General features: G+C 71.2%; 17 protein-coding genes. 7 read left to right on the top strand and 10 right to left on the bottom strand.

Features of this window, described 5'->3' with window-relative positions; translation table 11 throughout:
• Positions 1-47: 47 nt before the first annotated feature.
• From ald to ACIPJ2_RS14670, 4 genes are all read right to left on the bottom strand, one after another.
• Entirely contained in the window at positions 48-1,148 is a 1,101-nt protein-coding gene (gene ald, locus ACIPJ2_RS14685; protein WP_402729434.1) for an alanine dehydrogenase, read from the bottom strand.
• 122 nt (positions 1,149-1,270) lie between these two features.
• Positions 1,271-2,659: an FAD-binding oxidoreductase gene (locus ACIPJ2_RS14680; protein WP_402729433.1), complete on the bottom strand. Its 1,389-nt coding sequence runs from the start codon at positions 2,657-2,659 to the stop codon at positions 1,271-1,273.
• Positions 2,660-2,693: 34 nt separating this feature from the next.
• Positions 2,694-3,647, bottom strand: coding sequence for a helix-turn-helix transcriptional regulator (locus ACIPJ2_RS14675; RefSeq protein WP_402729432.1), 954 nt, complete (start codon positions 3,645-3,647; stop codon positions 2,694-2,696).
• Between the two features lie 40 nt (positions 3,648-3,687).
• A complete protein-coding gene (locus ACIPJ2_RS14670) occupies positions 3,688-4,650 on the bottom strand; it encodes a sugar-binding transcriptional regulator (protein WP_281265297.1) in 963 nt (320 codons plus the stop codon).
• 182 nt (positions 4,651-4,832) lie between these two features.
• Between ACIPJ2_RS14670 and ACIPJ2_RS14665 the strand changes: the two genes are divergently transcribed.
• Entirely contained in the window at positions 4,833-6,575 is a 1,743-nt protein-coding gene (locus ACIPJ2_RS14665) for an FAD-dependent oxidoreductase (RefSeq protein ID WP_402729431.1), read from the top strand.
• Positions 6,576-6,645: 70 nt separating this feature from the next.
• Here the strand turns inward: ACIPJ2_RS14665 and ACIPJ2_RS14660 are convergent, their stop codons facing one another.
• Together ACIPJ2_RS14660 and ykgO are read right to left on the bottom strand one after the other, a co-directional pair.
• A complete protein-coding gene (locus ACIPJ2_RS14660) occupies positions 6,646-7,302 on the bottom strand; it encodes a histidine phosphatase family protein (protein ID WP_402729430.1) in 657 nt (218 codons plus the stop codon).
• A gap of 26 nt (positions 7,303-7,328) precedes the next feature.
• Positions 7,329-7,451: a type B 50S ribosomal protein L36 gene (ykgO, locus tag ACIPJ2_RS14655; protein ID WP_022905672.1), complete on the bottom strand. Its 123-nt coding sequence runs from the start codon at positions 7,449-7,451 to the stop codon at positions 7,329-7,331.
• Positions 7,452-7,495: 44 nt separating this feature from the next.
• On the opposite strand from ykgO, the gene ACIPJ2_RS14650 reads away from it, so the two are divergent.
• Positions 7,496-8,545 (top strand): GTP-binding protein, encoded by a 1,050-nt coding sequence (locus ACIPJ2_RS14650; RefSeq protein ID WP_402729429.1) that lies wholly within the window; start codon positions 7,496-7,498, stop codon positions 8,543-8,545.
• A 693-nt stretch (positions 8,546-9,238) separates the two neighbouring features.
• On the opposite strand, the gene ACIPJ2_RS14645 is transcribed toward ACIPJ2_RS14650, so the two are convergent.
• On the bottom strand, positions 9,239-10,750 hold the full coding sequence (locus tag ACIPJ2_RS14645; protein WP_402729428.1) for an MFS transporter: 1,512 nt from the start codon (positions 10,748-10,750) through the stop codon (positions 9,239-9,241).
• A gap of 211 nt (positions 10,751-10,961) precedes the next feature.
• On the opposite strand from ACIPJ2_RS14645, the gene ACIPJ2_RS14640 reads away from it, so the two are divergent.
• Positions 10,962-11,489 carry a DinB family protein gene (locus tag ACIPJ2_RS14640; protein ID WP_402729427.1) on the top strand — a complete coding sequence of 176 codons (528 nt, stop codon included), beginning with the start codon at positions 10,962-10,964 and terminating at the stop codon, positions 11,487-11,489.
• Positions 11,490-11,638: 149 nt separating this feature from the next.
• Here ACIPJ2_RS14640 and ACIPJ2_RS14635 read toward each other — a convergent pair whose 3' ends face one another.
• On the bottom strand, positions 11,639-12,601 hold the full coding sequence (locus tag ACIPJ2_RS14635) for a sugar-binding transcriptional regulator (protein WP_402729426.1): 963 nt from the start codon (positions 12,599-12,601) through the stop codon (positions 11,639-11,641).
• Between the two features lie 83 nt (positions 12,602-12,684).
• Positions 12,685-13,482, bottom strand: coding sequence for a GolD/DthD family dehydrogenase (locus ACIPJ2_RS14630; protein WP_402729425.1), 798 nt, complete (start codon positions 13,480-13,482; stop codon positions 12,685-12,687).
• 129 nt (positions 13,483-13,611) lie between these two features.
• Between ACIPJ2_RS14630 and ACIPJ2_RS14625 the strand changes: the two genes are divergently transcribed.
• From ACIPJ2_RS14625 to ACIPJ2_RS14610, 4 genes are all read left to right on the top strand, one after another.
• A complete protein-coding gene (locus ACIPJ2_RS14625; RefSeq protein ID WP_402729424.1) occupies positions 13,612-14,745 on the top strand; it encodes a zinc-binding dehydrogenase in 1,134 nt (377 codons plus the stop codon).
• Positions 14,746-14,774: 29 nt separating this feature from the next.
• Positions 14,775-16,124, top strand: a complete 1,350-nt coding sequence (locus ACIPJ2_RS14620; RefSeq protein ID WP_281265306.1) for an MFS transporter — start codon at positions 14,775-14,777, stop codon at positions 16,122-16,124.
• Positions 16,125-16,195: 71 nt separating this feature from the next.
• Positions 16,196-17,938 carry a dihydroxyacetone kinase family protein gene (locus ACIPJ2_RS14615; protein WP_402729423.1) on the top strand — a complete coding sequence of 581 codons (1,743 nt, stop codon included), beginning with the start codon at positions 16,196-16,198 and terminating at the stop codon, positions 17,936-17,938.
• The gene (locus ACIPJ2_RS14610; protein WP_402729422.1) at positions 17,935-18,417 is read left to right on the top strand and encodes a ribose-5-phosphate isomerase; all 483 of its coding nucleotides are present in this window, start codon (positions 17,935-17,937) and stop codon (positions 18,415-18,417) included. Before ACIPJ2_RS14615 ends, ACIPJ2_RS14610 begins: the two co-directional genes overlap by 4 nt.
• A 98-nt stretch (positions 18,418-18,515) precedes the next feature.
• Here the strand turns inward: ACIPJ2_RS14610 and ACIPJ2_RS14605 are convergent, their stop codons facing one another.
• Positions 18,516-19,985: an FGGY-family carbohydrate kinase gene (locus ACIPJ2_RS14605; RefSeq protein WP_402729421.1), complete on the bottom strand. Its 1,470-nt coding sequence runs from the start codon at positions 19,983-19,985 to the stop codon at positions 18,516-18,518.
• Positions 19,986-20,072 lie beyond the last annotated feature (87 nt).

Below are 20,072 nucleotides of genomic sequence, written 5' to 3'. Positions count from 1 at the left end.
GGGCGGAGAGCGCCCGCGCACCCGACACCGGGCGCGCCGCAGTCGCGTCAGGCGGCGGACGCGACCAGGCCGTGGGCAGCGGCCACGGCCTCGTTCGTGACGCGGCCGGCGTGCACGTTGAGGCCCTTCGCCAGGGCGGCGTCGGACTCGAGCGCCGCTTCCCAGCCCTGGTTCGCGATCGCCAGGGCGTAGGGCAGCGTCGCGTTCGTCAGCGCGATCGTCGACGTGCGCGGGACGGCACCCGGCATGTTCGCCACGCAGTAGTAGACCGCGTCGTGCACGCGGAACGTCGGGTCGTCGTGCGTCGTCGGGAGCGAGCCCTCAAAGCAGCCGCCCTGGTCGATCGCGATGTCGACGAGCACCGATCCCGGGCGCATGTCCGCGACCATGGCGTCGGTCACGAGCTTCGGCGCCGAGGCCCCGGGGATGAGCACCGACCCGATGACGAGGTCCGCGTCCTGCAGCGCCGTCGCGATCGCGTGGGTCGACGAGCGGAGCGTCGTGATGCGTCCGTCGAACCGGGCGTCGAGCGCACGGAGTCGCGGCAGGCTGATGTCGAACACGGTGACGTCTGCACCCATCCCGAGGGCGATCGTCGCCGCGTGCTCACCTGCGACACCGCCGCCGATCACCACGACGCGGCCCTTCGGTGTGCCGGGGACGCCGCCGAGGAGCAGCCCACGGCCGCCGTTCGCCGCCATCAGGTGGTTCGCGCCGACCTGGGCGGACAGGCGTCCGGCGATCTCCGACATCGGGGACAGCAGCGGCAGCGACCGGTCGGGCAGCTGCACGGTCTCGTACGCGATGGCCGTCGCACCGGAAGCCACGAGGGCATCGGTGAGCGGCCGGTCAGCGGCGAGGTGCAGGTAGGTGAAGAGCACCTGGCCGGGTCGGATCGACGGGTACTCGGACGCGACGGGCTCCTTGACCTTCAGCACCAGCTCGGCCCGCGCCCACACGTCGTCGGCGGTGGGGACGATCGTCGCACCGGCGGCGGCGTACTCGTCGTCCGGGAACGACGACCCGGTTCCGGCTCCGGCCTGCACGAGGACCTCGTGCCCGTGCATCGTGAGTTCGGCGACGCCGGCCGGGGTGGCGGCGACACGGAACTCGTTGTTCTTGATCTCGGTGGGGACGCCGATCAGCATGGCGGACTCCTTCGTGGGCGACGTGGCTCGGTCACCCACCATCCAGCCACTCGCGCGTGTCCGTCGTGTTACAGCCGAACATCCGAAAGGTCAGCACCGGATCCGTGTCACGGAATTCGGCGTCAGAGCACCTTGCCCGGGTTGAGGATCCCGTTCGGATCGAACACGCGTCGGATCCCCCGCTGCAGCGTCACCATGTCGTCGCCGAGCTCGTCCCCGATCCACCGTCGCTTCAGGACGCCGACCCCGTGTTCGCCGGTCAACGTGCCGCCGAGCTCGATCGCCGCTCGGAACAGCGCATCGGCAGCGTCCCAGACGTGCTGCGGGACCTCGTCCCCGTCGAACACGAAGTTCGGGTGCAGGTTGCCGTCCCCGGCGTGGGCGACGGTCGGGATCGCGACGCCGTGCTCGTGGCCGATCACCGCCACCCGGTCGAACATGTCCGCGAGTCGGCTGCGCGGGACCGCGACGTCCTCGATGAGCACCTGGCCGCGCGCCTCCATGGCCGGGTGGAACGACCGGCGGATGGTCAGCAGGCGCTCGCGTTCGTCGCCGTCGACCGCCCGGCGGACGGTTCCGCCGGCGGCCTGGAGGACCGGCTCGGCTCCGCGCGCCGCTTCCGCTCCGCCCACGCCGTCGAACTCGACGAGCAGGAACGCCCCGCCGGCGGGAACCGCTCCCACAGACTCGGCGATCACGTCCGGTCCCAGGTAGGCCGCGATCCCGGCGAGCGCTGCGGCGTCGAGCAGTTCGACGGTCGACGGCCGTTCCGGCCCGTGCACGACGTCGGCTGCTGCGGCGGCCGCTGCTCGGACGTCCGGGAAGACCGCACCGAGCGTCGCGGGCTCCCCCGACGGCACCGGGACGAGCCGGACGGTTGCCCCGACGATCACCCCGAGGGTGCCCTCGGAGCCGACCATGAGCGCGGTGAGGTCGAGGCCGGTGACGCCCTTCACGGTGCGGTGTCCGGTGGAGACCAGGCGCCCGTCCGCGAGCACGACATCGAGGCCGAGGACGGCCTCGCGCGTCACCCCGTACTTCACGCATCGGAGGCCCCCGGCGTTCGTGGCGATGTTCCCGCCGACGCTCGAGATCGCCGCGCTTGCGGGGTCGGGCGCGAACCGGAGCCCGAGCGGCAGGACCGCGGCGTTCAGGGCACCGTTCAGCACGCCCGGTTCCACGACCGCGAGCTCGTCCTCTTCCGAGACCTCGACGATGCGGTCCATCAGCGCGGTGCTCAGCACCACCGACCCGTCCGTGCCGTTCGCCCCACCGGCGAGCCCGGTGCCCGCGCCACGAGGAACGACGCCCACCCCGAGGTCGTTGCACGTGCGGAGCGTCGCCTGCACGTGGGCGACGGTGCGCGCCTCGACGAGTGCTGCCGGGCGTCCGGTCGCGACCCAGCCGGACTTGTCGGTCCGCGTGGCGTCGAGTGCGTCGGCGTCGTCCCGCACGATCAGCCCGTCCGGGTCGTCGAGGGCGGAACGGAGTCGGGCGACGACGGTGTCCATGCGGGCAACGCTACCGAGTCGAGCCGCGGCGCCGTCAGCCGCGACTGCGGAGCGACTCGCTCGGGAGCTCCCCGAAGCGCGCCCGGTACGCGGCGGAGAACCGGCCGAGGTGGCCGAAGCCCCACGACCTGGCGATCTCGGCGACCGAGAGCTCGTCGCGGTCGGCGCGACGCAGGTCGTTGTGCGCGCCTTCGAGTCGGACTTCCCGGAGGAGCTCCCCCGGGGTCTGGTCGAGGTGACGACGGAGGGACTGCTGCAGCCCGCGCGGGCTGAGCCCGGCCGCGTCGGCGATCTCCGAGGTACCGATCGGTTCGTTGGCGTGCGCGTGCACGTACTCGAGCGCACGACGGAGTCGCTCGTGCTCCGGACCGTTGCCGGCGACCGTCGCCCGCCAGCTCGCCCGCTGTGGGAACGCCCGCAGCGCCGCGACCGAGAACGCCTCGGCGATGTCCCGCCGGGCGACGTCGTCGAGGTCCTGCTCCATGTCGAGCCAGGTCGACGAGTGCTGTTGCACGGTCGACCGCCACAGCCGCATGCCCTCTGCGGTCGGCGCACGGAGCGGCTCGAACGTGAACGCCGGGTCGCCGGTCAGTGCGGTCACGAAGGCACGGTCGAGGTGCACCATGCTCAGTGCGATGTCCCGCTGGTGGAGTTCGTACGCGGTCTCCACGGGCAGGACCACCGGGACCCCAGGTTCGAGGTCGAGGCTCTCGCCGCCGGTCGTCATCGTGCTCGTGCCCCCGCGGACCCACGCGACGATGAACTCGTCCGCGACGAAGCTCTCGCACCGCAGGTCGACGCCGAACCGTGTCGTCCGCAGGGACATCCGGTCGTCCCCCACGCCGGCGAAGTCCCACTTGGTCTTCGGCGACGTGCGACGGACCGTCGGCGTGCGGAGGTCGTAGTCGACCGAGAAGAACGCGATCGCGTCGTCGACGTCGGTGCCGGCGAGCCGCCGGAACCACCGAGAATCCTGGCGATCATCCATGGCGGCGACGATACGCACGACCACCGACACTCGTGGATCGTCAGGGCTGCAGGATGGCCTGTCCGATGCTCTCGTCGAGGATCAGGTCCGTGATGAGCCCCGCCGCGAGCGCACCCTTGAGCGACGCCGCCTTGCCGCGCCCCGCCACCACGCAGATGCGTCGGGGAGCCCGTTTGATGGTGTCGAGGTCCGGGCCGCCGGCGCGGGCGTTCACCCCGATGTCCCGCCACGACCCGTCCGCGCGGTAGAACACGGTGGAGACGTCCCCGACGACCTTCGCCTTCGCCAGTTCCTCGCGGTCGGCCGGGTCGAGGTACCCGCCGGAGTACACGTGCGAGGGAACCGGGGCCTGCGGAGCACCGACACCGAACACGACGACGTCCATCCGCTCGTGCAGGTCGAGCACGCGCCGGATCGAGCGCTCGCGGAACAGGGCCTCCTTCGTCGCCGGGTCGTCGAAGAACGCCGGGACGGGGAACTGCTGCACGAGCGCACCGTAGGCCTCGCCGAAGCGCCGGAGGATCTCGGACGCGTAGACGATGCCGGTGGTGCGGGTGTTCGCCGCGCCGTTCACCTGCACGACGGTGGAGCCGTGCGTGGTCTTCGGCACGAGGTACCGGCTGACGGCGCTCACCGTCGAGCCCCACGACAGCCCGATCACCATGTTCGACTCGATGTACTGCGTCAGGATCCGCGCGGCGGACAGCGCCACCCGCTCGAGCCGGTCCACGTCGCTCGTGTGGTCGGGCACCGGGACCACGTGCGCGTGCACCCCGAACCGCGCACGGATGTTCCGGCTGAGCGCGGCGGCCTGGTCGAGCGGCGACCGGATCTGGATGTCGACGAGCCCGGTGTCCCTGGCGTGCTTCAGCAACCGGGACACCGACGAGCGGGACGTGCCGAGCTCGTCGGCGATGGCGTCCATCGTCAGGTCCTGCAGGTAGTACAGGTGTGCGGCGCGCAGCGCCTGCTGGGTGCGCATCGGTTGGGCGGCATCGCTCATGGAGCCAACCATGCACGGACGTGCACGGCGTCTGCAAGCCCGGTCGAGCCTCCCGTCCCCCGTTCCGGGCCGGACCACAGGTGTTCTGCACGTTCGTGCACGTAAGTTGCCCGACCGTTCACGAAGGCGCACGATCGATCTCGAACCCAGCGAACCGACCCCAGAAAGCGACGCGTACGCACATGTCGAAGACGACGCAGCCCCGACGCACGGTGACATCGCTCACCGAGCGCCCGAACGCACAGGTCCTCATCGTCGGTGGCGGCATCAACGGCATCGCCACCTTCCGCGACCTCGCCCTGCAGGGCGTCGACGTCGCGCTCGTCGAGCGCGGCGACTACGCCTCCGGCGCCTCAGCGGCGTCGAGCCACATGATCCACGGTGGCATCCGCTACCTCGAGAACGGCGAGTTCCGCCTGGTGCGCGAGAGCGTGCAGGAGCGAAACGGCCTGATCCGCATCGCCCCGCACTACGTCAAGCCGCTCCAGACGACGATGCCGATCTTCTCGACGTTCTCCGGCATCATGAACGCCCCGCTGCGCATGCTGACGCACAAGCAGCGCTCCACCAGGGAGCGCGGCGCGATGCTCATCAAGATCGGCATGACGATCTACGACTCCTTCTCGCGTGACGGCGGCTCGGTCCCGAAGCACGTCTTCCGCACCAAGAAGGCGGCACTCGAGGACATGCCGGCCCTCAACAAGGACCTGAAGTACACCGGGACGTACTACGACGCCTCCGTGCACGAGCCGGAGCGTCTGGCGCTCGACGTGCTCAAGGACGGCCTGGCCGCAGGCACCGGGACCGGGTCCGCCGCGACCGCCCGCGCGACCAACTACGTCGAGGCAGCCGGTACTCGCGACGGCGGCGTCCTGCTCCGCGACCGCGAGACCGGCGAGGAGTTCGTGTTCACGGCCGACGTCGTGATCAACGCGTCCGGCCCCTGGACCGACCTGACGAACGGCGCGTTCGGCGGCGAGACGAAGTTCATGGGCGGCACGAAGGGCTCCCACATCGTCGTGCACAACGACGAGCTGCTCGAGGCCACGAAGGGTCGTGAGCTGTTCTTCGAGAACGACGACGGCCGCATCGTCCTGATCTACCCACTCAAGGGCCGGGTGCTCATCGGCACGACGGACATCGACGCCGACCCCTCGAAGCCGGTCACGACGACGGACGAGGAGATCGACTACTTCTTCGGGCTCGTCAAGCACGTGTTCCCGCAGATCGAGGTCACGCGCGACCACATCGTCTACAGCTACTCCGGCATCCGCCCGCTCCCCCGCCACGAGGACACCGCCCCCGGCTTCGTCTCCCGTGACTACCGGATCGTGGACACCCCGATCGCCGGACTCCCGAAGAGCACCGTGCTGTCGCTCGTCGGCGGCAAGTGGACGACCTTCCGCGCCCTCGCAGCGCACCTGTCGACCGAGGCCACCACGAAGCTCGGTGTCGCCCGCAAGGTCGACACGACCGGCATGGCGATCGGCGGCGGCAAGGAGTTCCCGACCACCGACGCCCAGCGTGCGCTGTGGATCAAGTCGCACCGCGACGGGCTCGACGCCGGGCTGGTCGAAGGACTGCTCGAGCGCTACGGCACCCGCGCGGCCGAGGTCGTCGACGTCCTCACCGACGGGCCGGTCGAGCCGCTCGAGTCCGACCCGGCGCTCACCCGGGCAGAGGTCGCGTACTTCGCCGAGCACGAGCACGCCGTGCACCTGGTCGACGTGGTGCTCCGCCGCACGAACCTCGCGTTCGTCGGTGGCGTCACGATCGACCTGCTCGACGAGCTCGCCGACGTGCTCGCCGGGGTGCTCGGCTGGACGACGGAGGAGCGTGCGGACGAGGTCCAGCGCACCCTCGACGTGCTGCGTGAGTCGCACGGTGTGATCGTGCCGCTGACGGCGGCGGCGGCGCGCGCGTAGACGCGCTGACAGACGGACGGGAGGCTCGGTGCCAGCTGGCACCGAGCCTCCCGTCTATCCGTGGCCGGGTTCAGAACCGCTCGCCGGTCGGGTCCTGCGCGGTCCGGTCGATGAGGTCGTCGCCGCCCATCGGCTCGCCCGCCCAGTCGACCAGGCGCCAGCCGTCGGCGGTGGACCCCTCGAGCTCGACGACCCCGGTGTTCTCCAGGTGTCGGCTCGCACCGAGGTCGTTCGGCGTGTTCTGTGCCGTCACGGCCGACCAGATCCGGATCGCCGCACCGTGGCTGAACGCCGCGGCGACGGCGACGCCGGTGTCCTCGATCTGCCGGATCGCGTCGTCGTAGCGGTCGAAGAAGTCCTCGCCGGTCTCGGCTCCCGGCATCCTGGCCTCGCGCTCCCCCGACGCCCACGCGTAGCAGGCGGCGAGGTATCGCTGCACGGAGGTCTCGTCGCGCGCACCCTGCAGGTCGCCGGCTTCGATCTCGCGGAGACCGGGGAGCACCACGGGGTCGATCCCGAGCGACGCGGCCAGGGGCGCGGCGGTGACGTGGGTCCGGATCATGCTCGACACGAAGAGCTTCTCGATACCACGGTCCGCCAGGGCCTCCGGCAGCGCGGCGGCCTGCTGCTGCCCGAGCTCCGTCAGCCCGGGCCCGGGGACCTCGGCGTCGAGGACGCCGTTCACGTTCGCGGGGGTCTGGCCGTGTCGGATGAGCAGCAATCGCATGCTGCCACCCTACGGAACCCGGACGATCAGCCCTGTCGCGTGTTCCACCGCGGGTTCTGCTTGTTGATGACGTAGACCCGGCCGCGACGTCGGACGACCTGCGAGCCGGGGATCTTCTTGAGCGCCTTGAGCGAGTTGCGGACCTTCACGGTCGCCTCCTTGTTGATAACGGTTTTCATGTACATTAGCCGACATGCGACCAGCCGTCATCACGCTCGTGTCCGCCCTCCACGAGGTCGACGCCGACCGCGTCGCCGCCCGACTGACGACACCGTCCGGTGCACCGGGCAGGCAGCGGGGGCACCGGATGCACGTCACCGGGAGCGCCTTCGCGGCGGCACGGGCGATCGCCGCGAGGACCGACCAGCTCGACCGGGTGTGCGGCCCCGATGCCGATCACGACCTCGTCGTGACCCTTGCTCCTGGAGCAGACACCCGCGCGGTGGGGATGCTCCTCGCGAACGCGGCCAGGAGCGAGCACGGCGACGACCGGGTCCTCCGGCACGCCGTGGCCGTGCTCCGCGCCGACGACGTCGCACACCTGCTCTGGTCCGACGTGGACGACGCGTTCGTGGCGGCCGACCGCGTCGCCGCACTCGTGGAGTACTCGACCGTGATCGCCCTGGACCGGTTCGCGGGACTGACCGGGCGTCGACGTCGTGCACTGGTGGCGCTGCTGCACCGGATGGCACCGCACGCCGTGATCGTGGCACTCGACCGGGTGCGTTCCGCCGCTGACCTGCCGGCGTCGAACGGGGGTGCTGCGCGGCTCCTCGCGACGGGGGCCGGGTGGATGCGGGCGCTGTCGAGCGGGGCGGACCTCGGTCGGGGCACGCGGGACGACCTCGTCACGCTGCGCTACCGGGAGCCCCTGCCGTTCCACCCCGGGCGGCTGGCGTCCGTGATCGAGGACGACCTCGCCGCCGGGGTGAACGGCCGGGTGCTGCGTTCCCGGGGGTTCTTCCGCCTGGCGTCTCGTCCCGATCACGTCGGGTCGTGGGCGAGCTTCGGCGCGATGCTCGCGCTCGACCCCACCGCGAACCCGTCGTGGGACGAGGACGCCCCGATCGGGCAGGCGATCTGGTTCGTCGGGGAGCGGCTCGACGTCCCGGGCATCGAGCGCGCACTCGACGGGGCGCTGCTCACGCCGGACGAGCTGCTCGCGGGGCCGGACCTCTGGCGGACGTGGGCGGACCCGTTCCCCGCGTGGCCGGCGCTCGACCACGAGCACGGGCGCGACTGACGGGGCGCCGCGCTTGCGCGTGCGCCCGCGCCGTGCTGCCCTCGTCGCCGCGCTCGTTCCCCGCCCCCGCCGGCTGGCACCGACTCGGAACGACAAGAGCGCTGTCGTACGACGACGACCCTGTCGCTCCCACACGCCCGCAACAGTCCGCGCACGCAAGGGACGACAGCACCGTTGTCTTACGACAACGGTTCTGTCGCTCCCACGCGAGTGCAACAGTCCGCGCACGCAAGCGACGACAAGGCCGCTGTCGTACGACCACCACCCTGTCGCTCACACGCGCCCGCAACAGTCCGCGCCCGCAACAGTCCGCGCACGCAAGCGACGACAACCTCGCTGTCGTACGACAGCGATTCTGTCGCTCCCCCGCGCCCGCAACAGTCCGCGCACGCAAGCGACGACAAGACCGCCGTCGTACGACAGCGGTGCTGTCGTTCCGAGTCGGGGCGCACGGCCCGGCCATGAACGACGCGCGCACCGACGGGAGGCGCGGTGCGAGTCGGACTCGCACCGCGCCTCCCGTTGGTGGTCGCGCTGGGATCGCGCCCCGCTTCGGACATCGCGCCCCGTCACCACGGGGCGCGATGTTCACCACGGGGCGCGGTCGGCCAAGCCGACGCGCACGGCGCGCACAGCGCGCCGACGCGCACAGCGCGCCGACGCGCACGGCGCGCCGGCGCGCACAGCGCGCCCTCAGCGCGCGGCGGCCAGCCTGCGCGCCTCGCGCGCGGCGTCCTCGGCCGCGAACGGCAGGTCGCCGAGGTCGAGGTTCGGGTTCGTGTCCTGGGTGAGCACGAGCTCGCGGGCTTCGTCGTCGGACTCCACCGCCGGCATCGACCCGGGCAGCGGGCGCCGCGAGGACTCCTTCATGCAGAACACCCCGACCGCTCCGATGACGCTCATCGCCATGAGGAAGTACGCCGGTGCCAGCTCGTCGCCGGTCCACGTCAGGAGCGCCTGCACGATGAGCGGCGTCGTCCCACCGAACACGGCGATCGCGATGTTGTACGCGAAGCCCATGCCGCCGTAGCGCGTGTTCGTCGGGAAGAGCGCCGGCAGCGACGCGGCCTGGTTCGACACCCACAGCGCGGTCATCAGCGCGAGCAGCCCGAGACCGAGCAGCGTCGACCACTGCGCACCGTGTCCGATGAGCATGAACGCCGGGATGACGAGCACGACGGTCGTCGCCGCACCGATCCACATCACGACGCGACGGCCGAGCTTGTCGGACAGCTTGCCGGTCAGCGGCAGCATCACGGCGAGGAGCACGAGCACGGGGATCGTGAGCAGCGTGCCGTCGAGCGCGGAGTACCCGAGCGAGTCGGTGAGGTAGGTCGGCATGTACGAGGTCAGCGCGTAGCCGACGGTGTTCGACGCCGCGACGAGCATCACGGCGATGACGATCGGACGCCAGTGCTCCTTGACCATCACGAAGACGTTGCGCGGGCGGCCCTGGGCCTCCGCGATCGCGTCGGTCGCAGCGGCCTGTGCGGCCTGGGTCGCCTGGAACACCGGCGACTCCTCGATGCGCAGGCGGAAGTAGATCGCGACGGTGCCGATCACGCCGGCGAGGAGGAACGGCAGACGCCACCCCCACGCGGTCATGGTCTCCTCGCCCAGCGAGACCTGGAGCACGGAGACGACCGCCGCACCGAGGGCGAAGCCCATGTAGCTCCCGAAGTCGAGGAAGCTCGCGAAGAACCCGCGACGACGATCGGGCGCGTACTCGGTGATGAAGGTCGTGGCACCGGCGTACTCACCACCGGTCGAGAAGCCCTGCAGCAGCTTGAGCACGACGAGCAGCACGGGCGCGGCGGCACCGATCAGCGCGTAGTCCGGCAGCGCTCCGATGAGGAACGTCGACGCCGCCATCATGATCAGCGTGGTCGCGAGGACCTTCTGGCGCCCGACCTTGTCGCCGAGGCGCCCGAAGACGATCCCCCCGAGCGGCCGGGCGATGTACGTCGCGGCGAAGACACCGAGACTGAACAGGATCTGGACCGCTGGTTCGGCGGTCGGCAGGAAGACCCGCCCCATCGTGACGGCGAGGTAGCCGTAGACGCCGACGTCGTACCACTCCATCGTGTTGCCGACGACCATGCCGCCGACGGCCTTGCGCATCATGCTCTTGTCGACCACCGTGACGTCGCTCTGGCGGAGCCGGCGACGCGGTCGGGTGGGGGTACTACTGGGGTCGGAACCCATGTACTTCTCCTCGGGTCATCGCCCGGCCGGTTCGCCGGGCTCGACCGGTTCGGGCAACCGGTCGTGAACGGCGTCGAACGTTACCGAGCAACCGAAATGTCATTGGCCGGTGATTCACAGGCACCGGCGTGTCACCCGGACGGGGGTCACCACGCTTCCCCGTGTCCATGGGAAACCACAGACCTGAGTAACGAGGTCATAACATCGCGTCATGGCGATCGAACCGGACACGAAGAACTGGACCTGGGTCATCGAGGCTGCGTGCCCGGAGTGCGGCTACGACGGCAGCACGGTGACGATCCGCGACGTGCCGGGGATCATCGAGGCGAACGCCACCGGCTGGCCAGCGGAACTCGCGCGGAACGGCGTCCGTGACCGCCCGGACGACCACACGTGGTCGCCCCTCGAGTACGGCGCCCACGTCCGCGACGTGCACCGGAAGATGACCGAACGGCTGGAGCTCATGCTCGCCGAGGACGCCCCGACCTTCCCGAACTGGGACCAGGACGCCACCGCCGAGGCCGATCGCTACGACGAGCAGGACCCGGCGGTCGTGGCACGGGAGCTCGGCGAGGCCGCACACCGTGCGGCACGGGCGTTCGACGAGGTCCGGGACGACCAGCTCTCCCGCACGGGGCTGCGGTCCGACGGCAGTGCGTTCACGGTCGCGAGCCTCGCGACGTACTACGCGCACGACCCGGTGCACCACCTCTGGGACGTGCGGCGCAATCGCGCGTAGGAGGTCGAATCGCGCGTCGGAGGTCGGTTTTTCTGACCGCCCACGCGCGTTTCCGCCTACCAGGGCGGGTGCGATGGGTGCGAACGTGCGTCCAGGGCGGACGGGAGGCTCGTGGCGGGGCCGCCACGAGCCTCCCGTCCGGTGGGTGCTCAGGCCAGCGCGTCGAGCAGGGCGCGCGCCGTCGCGGCGTCCGTCACCAGCTCGTTGACCAGGCCGCCGCGGACGGCTCCGATGATGCTCGGCACCTTCGACTCCCCGACCGCCATGCCCACGGCGTGCGGGACCGCAGCGAGCACCTCGCGCGAGGTCCGCACCATCCGGTCGCTGCCGGGGAACTCGATCGCCGACCCGTCCGGCGCGTAGAAGTTCAGGCAGACGTCACCGGCCGCCCGGTCGAAGGCCTGGTCCTCGACCGGGACGCCCCGCGCGAGTGCGTCGCGGGTCGGGGTCGGTGCGCCGATGCCGAGGATCGCGCCCTTCGCCCGGCTCCACAGCCCGATGACGTGCTGGAACGCCGGGTCCTCGTCGAGGGAGGCGCGCATCGCCTCGGACGGCAGCGCCTGCGCGAACAGGAACGCCGGGATCGCACCGGAGCGCTCGGCCGCGGTCCGGGTGATCTCGTTCGTCTGGAACCACGGCATCGGGTCCGCCTGACCGCCCACCGTCGGGACGAGCTGCACACCGGCGAGCGGGGGCATGCCGGCGTGGGCGACGTCGTAGACGGTGCGGCCGGACGACATCAGGACCGCGTCACCAGGGACGAGCGCCATGCCGTCGACGGCTGCCGCGAGCGGGGCGGCGAGGTCGGCACCGAGCGTCGCCGTGTGCGTCACCGCGGCGAGGTGGACGGCGCGGAGCCCGAGGACCACCTGGAGCCGTTCGGCGAGCGCGACGGTCTCGTCCTGGAACGGGTCGACGACCTCGATGCGGACGAGTCCCGCGCGCCTGGCCTCGGCGACCAGTCGGGAGACCGTCGGCCGGGAGACGCCGAGGCGCGAGGCGATCTCGACCTGCGTGGCGTCCTCGAGGTAGTACATCCGCGCGGCCTGGTACACCGTGTCGAGCGGGAAGCGGCTGCGCCCGGCGTCCGTGGGAGATGACTCGGCGGACATGGAGCGGGACCTTCCCTCGGGGTGGACGCGGACCACGTGTCCGGCGTCGCGGATGGACACCGTGATCGTAGTCCCGGCGCGGGTCACCGGATCGTGAACCCGCCGTCCACCCGGAGGTCCGCACCGTTCACCATCGCGCTCGACTCCCCGGCGAGGAACACCACGGCCGCGGCGATCTCGTCCGGGGTCGCGAAGCGTCCGGTCGGGATCTCGTCCTGGTGTCTGATGCCGTTCTCGTTCGCCCAGGCGGCCCTGCCGAGGTCCGTCAGCACGACGGTCGGCGACACGGTGTTCACGGTGACACCGCGTCCGCCCCACTCGAGGGCGAGGACTCGGGTCATGCCGATGACGCCGGCCTTCGACGCGCAGTACGCGGCGTGCCCGTCGATGCCGACGTGTGCCGCCTGCGACGCGATGTTCACGATGCGGCCGTACCCGGCGGCGAGCATGTGACGCCCAGCAGCCTGGGCGACGCGGTAGGTGCCGGTGAGGTTGACGTCGATGGTCTTCGCCCATGCGCCCGGCTCGAGGTCCTCGGCCGGGGCGAGCGCGACGATGCCGGCGCAGTTCACGAGCACGTCGATGCGCCCGAAGCCGTCGACGACGTCGGCGATCGTGCGTGCGACGGAGGTCTCGTCGGTGACGTCGCACCCGAATCCGGCGTGGTGGTCTCCGGTCAGTGCAGCGGCGGCATCCGATGCACCGTCGGACCGGACGTCGACGATCGCGACGCGGGCACCTCGTTCGGCGAGGGCCCTGGCGATGGCGTTGCCGATCCCCGATGCACCACCAGTGACGATCGCGGTGCGACCGGTGAAGTCGTTCGTCAGGTCGACGGTGTCCGGACCGGGACGGAGTGCCGCGGCGAAGTCGGTGGTCATGGTGCGCTCCCTTGCGATCACGATGCGGCTGCGGTGCCGCTGCGCCGAACCTAGCAGAAATTGTGTTCTGGACAAACGTTCCAAGGGGTGTACAGTCGACGCCGAAGCGACCCAACGAAGGAGCAGCTGATGTCGACGACGACGCAGACCACGGCCAGCACCACGGCCGACACGACCATCCCGACGACGATGCGTGCCGTCGTCGTCCACGGCCCTGGCGACTACCGCCTCGAGACCCGCCCCGTACCGACACCCGGCCCCGGAGAGCTCCTGCTCCGCACGGACGCAGTCGGCATCTGCGCGAGCGACCTGAAGTGCTACCACGGCGCCGCGAAGTTCTGGGGCGACGAGAACCGCCCGGCGTGGGCCGAGAAGGACCGCATCCCGGGGCACGAGTTCGTCGGCACGATCGTCGCCGGGGACGACGAGACGCTCGCGGGGCGCAAGGTCGCGATCGGCGACCGCATCGCCTGCGAGCAGATCGTGCCGTGCTGGGAGTGCAAGTACTGCCTCGAGGGCGCGTACTGGATGTGCAACGTCCACGACATGTTCGGTTTCAAGGGCTACGACGGCGCGATGGCCGAGTACGTCCTCGTCCCGGCCAAGGCACTGACGCACCCGGTGTCGCACACCCTGCCCGGCCAGGTCGCCGCCTTCGCCGAGCCCCTCTCGTGCGCCTTCCACGCCGTCGAGCGCGGCGACATCAAGTTCGGCGACACCGTCGTGATCGCCGGCGCCGGCCCGATCGGCCTGTCCGCCATCGCCGGTGCCCGTCAGAAGAACCCGCTGCGCATCATCGCGCTCGACGTCGTCGACGCCAAGCTGGAGCTCGCCCGCAAGGTCGGCGCCGACCTGACGATCAACATCGCGAACGAGGACGCCGTCGCCCGCGTCAAGGAACTCACCGACGGCTACGGCGCCGACGTCTACATCGAGGCCACCGGCCACCCGTCCGCGGTGCCGCAGGGTCTCAACCTGCTCCGCAAGCTCGGCACGTTCGTCGAGTACTCGGTCTTCAAGGACAACGTCTCCGTCGACTGGTCGATCATCTCCGACGACAAGGAGCTCGACATCCGCGGTGCCCACCTCGGCCCGCACACCTGGCCGGCGGCGATCAAGCTGCTCGAGACCGAGACGTTGCCGATGTCGGAGATCTGCACGCACCAGTTCCCGCTCGAGCGCTTCCAGGAGGCCCTCGACCTGGTCGGCGACTCCGCCGGCGCCAGCGTCAAGGTGTCGATCATCCCGTCCCTGCAGGCCTGAGCCCCGCGCGACCACAGGAGTCAACCCAGATGTCAACGACGACACAGCGTGCCACCGGCGCGCCCACCGCACCCCGGGTCGAGGGCCGCCTCGACAAGATGGGCATCCCGCGCCCGCTCGCCCTCGGCTTCCTCGCCGTCCTGGTCTTCATGACCGGGAACGGCGTCGAGTCGAACTTCATCACGCCGCACATGGTCGCGGTCCTCGGTTCCCCCGAGGCCACCGTCGCGACCATCGTGACGTTCTACAGCCTCGCCGCGCTGGTCGGCAGCTACATCTCCGGCGCCCTCGCCGACCTGATCGGGCCGCGCAAGGTGATGATCATCGGGTTCGCGGTCTGGGTGGTGTTCGAGGTCCTGTTCCTCATCGCGCTCGGCCTCGGCAGCGTGCCCTTCGCCGCGGTCACCTACGCGATCCGCGGCTTCGGGTACCCGCTCTTCGCCTTCGCCTTCCTGGTGTGGGTGAACATCACCACGCCGGTGGAGCGCAACGGCTCGGCCGTCGGCTGGTTCTACGTCGCCTTCACCGGCGGCCTGCCCACGCTCGGGTCGCTCTTCGCGATCGGCGCCATCCCGGTCTTCGGCGGCGGCACGGTCGGCGAGACCGGCGCGATGGTCGCCTCGATCGGCCTGGTCGTGATCGGGTTCCTGATCCTGCTGTTCGGCGTCCGGCTGCCGAACGGGTTCTCGCGGATCGCACCGGAGGGCGAGAGCGCCTGGCGCGTGCTGACGAGCGGCATCCGGCTGACCGCCACCCGCCCGAAGATCCTGATGGGCTTCCTCGTCCGCCTGATCAACACCGCGCCCGAGTTCGGCATGTTCGTCGTCCTGCCCGCCGTCATCGCGAACGAGCGCGGCTGGGGACAGAGCCGGTGGCTGCTCATGACGGTGTGCGTCTACGCGACGAACATCCTCGTGAACGCCCTGTTCGGCTGGGTCGGCGACAAGATCGGCTGGCAGCGCACCGTCAAGTGGTTCGGCATCATGGGCTCCGCGATCGGCCTCGTCGCCTGGTGGTACGTCCCGCAGCTCGTCCCCGCCGGGTCGACCTGGGGCTACGTGCTCTCCGTGATCGCCGGGTGCGTGTTCGGCTGCCTGCTCGCCGGCTTCGTCCCGATGGGCGCGATCATGCCGGCGCTCGCCCCGGAGCACAAGGGCGCAGCGATGGCGATGTACACCACGGCTGCCGGCGGCGCGGCGTTCCTCGGCACCGGTGTCGTGGCCGCGGTGCTCGCCCTCGGCGGTGGCGGCCAGGCCGTCACGTGGACGTTCGTCGGCCTCTACGCCTGCGCGTTCGTGATGATCCACTTCCTGAAGGTCCCGCAGGGCGAGACGGGCGCGCACGGTCGAACGTCGTCCCAGGCCACGAGCGCACACTGAGTTCCGGGCGACGGCGGCCGTCCCGTCGTCGCCCGGTGCACCATCCACCTCCACACGAAGGACAGCACCACATGACCACGATCCACGACGACCCGGACGAGTTCGCGGAGGACCAGCTCGCCGGCTGGCTCGCGCTGTACGCCGACCGGGTGCGCGGTGTCCACGGCGGCGTCGTCGCCCTGCCGACCGAGGGGGCGGATCCGCAGGTCGCGGTCGTCGTCGGCGGCGGATCCGGTCACTACCCCGCGTTCTGCGGCGTGGTCGGCCCCGGCTTCGCCACCGGCGCCGTCGTCGGCAACATCTTCACCTCGCCGTCGACCGCCCAGGTCTACGCGGTCGCCAAGGCCGCCGACCAGGGCAAGGGCGTCGTGCTGTCGTTCGGCAACTACGCCGGCGACACGATGAACTTCGGGCTCGCCGCCGAGCGGTTGAACGCCGAGGGCATCGACACGCGGATCGTGATCGTCACCGACGACATCGCGAGCGCCGACGAGGAGTCGAAGCGCCGCGGGATCGCCGGGGACTTCTCGGTGTTCAAGGCGATGGGCGCGGCCGCCGCCTCCGGCGCCACCCTCGACGAAGTCGAGCGCATCGGGAACGCGTCCAACGCGGCGACCCGCACGATCGGCGTCGCGTTCTCCGGCTGCACCATGCCCGGCGCGACCGAGCCGCTGTTCACCGTGCCGAACGGTCACCTCGGCCTCGGACTCGGCATCCACGGCGAACCCGGCATCGAGGACGTCCCGCTCCTCCGCGCGACCGAGCTCGCGTCCCTGCTGGTGTCGCGGCTGCTCGACGACCGCCCCGCCGGAGCCGGCACGCGCGTCGCGCCGATCCTGAACGGCCTCGGCGACACGAAGTACGAAGAACTGTTCCTGCTCTGGGGTCGCGTGCTCCCGCTGCTCCGGGACGCCGGAATCGAGGTCGTCGAACCCGAGGTCGGCGAACTCGTGACGAGCCTCGACATGGGCGGCTGCTCGCTCACGCTGCAGTGGCTCGACGACGAGCTCGAAGCGCTGTGGCGCGCCGACGCGTACACGCCCGCGTACCGCAAGGTGGCGGCGCCGGTCAGCGCGCTCGTGCCGGCCGAGGCGGTGGCCGACGCCGAGGAGGCGGCGACCGTCGTGCCGGAGGCGACCGATGCCTCCAGGCAGGCGGCGCAGACGGTCCGCAGCGCGGTCGAGGCGATCGACGCACTCCTCCGTGAGCACGAGGAGGAACTCGGCCGGATCGACGCGGTCGCCGGTGACGGCGACCACGGTCGCGGCATGGTCAAGGGGATCGGTGCCGCCCGCAAGGCGGTCGACCGGGTCGGACAGGAGGCAGGGGTCGCCTTCGTCCTCGGACGCGCCGGTGACGCGTGGGCCGAGTTCGCAGGCGGCACCTCCGGGGTCCTGTGGGGTGCGGCGCTCGAGGCCTTCGGCCGCTCGCTCGGCGACGACCGGGACGCGTACGAGGCGTCGGACGTCGTGGCCGCCGCGCAGGCCTTCGCGGACTCGATCGTGCACCTCGGCGGGGCGTCGCGAGGGGACAAGACGCTCCTCGACGCACTGTTGCCGTTCGTGGATGCGCTGCGGTCCTCGGTCGATGCCGGGGACTCGCTCACCGAGGCGTGGCAGGCTGCCGCCCAGGTCGCGGTGTCGGAAGCCGCGGCGACCGCCGACCTCACGCCGAAGGTCGGGCGTGCCCGACCGCTGGCGGAGAAGAGCCTGGGGACACCCGACGCGGGTGCCACCTCGATGGGGATGATCCTGACGCGTGTCGGCGAGGTCCTCGCTACGCGGAGTGCAGACAAGGAAGGAACGAACGCATGACGTACCGTCTCGTGATCGGCTCGGACGACGCCGGATTCGACTACAAGGAGATCATCAAGCAGGACCTGCTGGCCGACGACCGGGTCTCTGACGTCACCGACGTCGGAGTGGACGCGGACGGGCACACCGCCTACCCGCACGTCGCCGTGGACGCTGCCCGGATGGTGGCGAACGGTGAGGCCGACCGCGCCATCCTGATCTGCGGCACCGGGCTCGGCGTCGCGATCAGCGCGAACAAGGTCCCCGGGATCCGGGCCGTCACCGCGCACGACTCGTTCAGCGTCGAGCGTTCGGTCCTGTCGAACGACGCCCAGGTCCTCTGCATGGGGCAGCGGGTCATCGGCGTGGAGCTCGCGCGGCGTCTCGCTCGTGAGTGGCTCGGCTACGAGTTCGACACGTCGAGCGCCAGCGCCGCGAAGGTCCAGGCGATCTGCGAGTACGACGGCTCGGCGCCCGCGGGGGTCGACGCGACCGCGTAACCGCCCGATCGAGCCGATCGCGCCCCGTCGCGGACATCGCGCCCCGTCACACGCGGGCGCGGTGTTCGCAACGGGGCGCGATCATTGTGCGGGCCGCCTCAGCCGCGCGCGGCCAGGCGGTGCACGACCGACTTCGTCGCCTCGTAGAGCTCGCGGTAGTCCTCGTACCCGGGCCCGTACGCCGCGTGCGCGTCGGGGTTCGGCTCGATGACCGTCACCGGCGGGTTCCACCGCGGGATGTCGACGTCCGCCACGAGCGCCGCCGCCAGGAACGCCGACCCGTAGGACGCCCCCACGGTCACCGACGGGATCGTCTGCGGCAGGCCCGTCACGTCGCTGACGATCGTCGGCCAGAGCCGTCCGAGCAGTCCACCGCCCGCCCCGACCAGCTCGCGCACCGGCACTCCCGCCGCCCGCAGCACCTCGACGTTGTGCCGCACCGCGTACGCCGTCGCCTCGAGCGTCGCCCGGTACAGGTCGCCACGGGTGTGCCGCACGGTCAACCCCGCGATCACACCCCGCGCGTCCGGGTCCGCGATCGGCGTCCGCTCCCCCGCGAAGTACGGCAGCATGAGCAACCCGTTCGCGCCGATCCCGGCTGCGTCGGCCTCGCGCAGCATGGACGGCCAGTCGCCGTCCACGAGCTTGCGGAGCCACTCCGTGATCGCGCCGGAGGTCGCCATCCCCCCGGACACCGACGGCTGGCCGGGGTGCGTCCCGACCGTCGTCCACATCCCCGGCACCGACGTGGGCGCGTCGGTCGGCACGATCATGAACATCGTGGTGCCGTACTGCAGGAACATCCGTCCAGGGACGGACTCACCGACGCTCACGCCCTCGGCCCATGCGTCGATGGTCCCCGCGGTCACGGGGATCCCGGCCGGGAGGCCCGTGGCCGCGGCCGCCTCGTCGGTCACCGTCCCGGCGGCGTCACCGGACCAGAGCAGTCGGGGCATGGGCAGGTCGGGTGCGATCCGCGCGCACCACTCGGGGATCCACTCGTTCGTGTGGACGTCGTAGAGCGGGGTCGTCTGGCTCGCCGAGTGGTGGTCGAGGACGTACTCCCCCGTGAGCAGTTCGACGATCCGGGACGAGGGCATCGTGAAGCGCGCGGACCTCGCCCACACCTCGGGTTCGTTCCGTGCGACCCAGGCGAGCTTCGCGCCGGCCGCCTGGGTGCTGAGCGCCGATCCGCAGCGTGCACGGACGACGTCCTCGCCGCCGAGCTCCGCCGTCAGGTCGTCGAGCATGCCGGACGTCCGGGTGTCGACGCCGTAGAGGATCGCCGGCCGGAGCGGGTCGCCGGCGCCATCGGTGAGGAGCACGCACGGGCCGATGCCGCTGACCCCGACGGACTCGACGACTGCGTCGGGTGCCAGCGCGAGGAGCTCCCGCGTCAGGTCGCGGAACTCGTCCCACCAGACGGCGGGGTCCATCTCGACGATTCCCTGCTCGGGTCGGTCGACGTCGTGGTGGCGGCCGACCTCGGCGATCACGGTGCCGTCGACCCGCACGAGCAGTGCCTTCGTGCTCGACGTCCCGATGTCCAGACCGAGCACCGCCCGCATGCCGCCTCCTTCGCCGCCATCGACCGTCGCCCGGTCAGCTCCGAGTCTACGAACGATCCGAGGAGCGCCAGGTGCACAGCGGACTGT

It is taken from the genome of Curtobacterium sp. NPDC090217, from assembly GCF_044746705.1.
Taxonomy (GTDB): Bacteria; Actinomycetota; Actinomycetes; order Actinomycetales; family Microbacteriaceae; genus Curtobacterium.
The sequence above is the reverse complement of the archived record's forward strand: the minus strand, read 5'-3'. Positions and strand labels throughout refer to the sequence as shown.

Bases quoted from the DNA above. Each gene is read 5' to 3' on its own strand.
- ACIPJ2_RS14625 (WP_402729424.1), top strand. From the start codon at position 13,612: ATGTCGACGACGACGCAGACCACGGCCAGCACCACGGCCGACACGACC.
- ACIPJ2_RS14645 (WP_402729428.1), bottom strand. From the start codon at position 10,750: ATGGGTTCCGACCCCAGTAGTACCCCCACCCGACCGCGTCGCCGGCTC.
- ACIPJ2_RS14620 (WP_281265306.1), top strand. From the start codon at position 14,775: ATGTCAACGACGACACAGCGTGCCACCGGCGCGCCCACCGCACCCCGG.
- ACIPJ2_RS14610 (WP_402729422.1), top strand. From the start codon at position 17,935: ATGACGTACCGTCTCGTGATCGGCTCGGACGACGCCGGATTCGACTAC.
- ACIPJ2_RS14670 (WP_281265297.1), bottom strand. From the start codon at position 4,650: ATGAGCGATGCCGCCCAACCGATGCGCACCCAGCAGGCGCTGCGCGCC.
- ACIPJ2_RS14680 (WP_402729433.1), bottom strand. From the start codon at position 2,659: ATGGACACCGTCGTCGCCCGACTCCGTTCCGCCCTCGACGACCCGGAC.
- ald (WP_402729434.1), bottom strand. From the start codon at position 1,148: ATGCTGATCGGCGTCCCCACCGAGATCAAGAACAACGAGTTCCGTGTC.
- ACIPJ2_RS14605 (WP_402729421.1), bottom strand. From the start codon at position 19,985: ATGCGGGCGGTGCTCGGTCTGGACATCGGGACGTCGAGCACGAAGGCA.
- ACIPJ2_RS14630 (WP_402729425.1), bottom strand. From the start codon at position 13,482: ATGACCACCGACTTCGCCGCGGCACTCCGTCCCGGTCCGGACACCGTC.
- ACIPJ2_RS14665 (WP_402729431.1), top strand. From the start codon at position 4,833: ATGTCGAAGACGACGCAGCCCCGACGCACGGTGACATCGCTCACCGAG.
- ACIPJ2_RS14635 (WP_402729426.1), bottom strand. From the start codon at position 12,601: ATGTCCGCCGAGTCATCTCCCACGGACGCCGGGCGCAGCCGCTTCCCG.
- ACIPJ2_RS14675 (WP_402729432.1), bottom strand. From the start codon at position 3,647: ATGGATGATCGCCAGGATTCTCGGTGGTTCCGGCGGCTCGCCGGCACC.
- ACIPJ2_RS14650 (WP_402729429.1), top strand. From the start codon at position 7,496: ATGCGACCAGCCGTCATCACGCTCGTGTCCGCCCTCCACGAGGTCGAC.
- ACIPJ2_RS14640 (WP_402729427.1), top strand. From the start codon at position 10,962: ATGGCGATCGAACCGGACACGAAGAACTGGACCTGGGTCATCGAGGCT.
- ACIPJ2_RS14615 (WP_402729423.1), top strand. From the start codon at position 16,196: ATGACCACGATCCACGACGACCCGGACGAGTTCGCGGAGGACCAGCTC.
- ACIPJ2_RS14660 (WP_402729430.1), bottom strand. From the start codon at position 7,302: ATGCGATTGCTGCTCATCCGACACGGCCAGACCCCCGCGAACGTGAAC.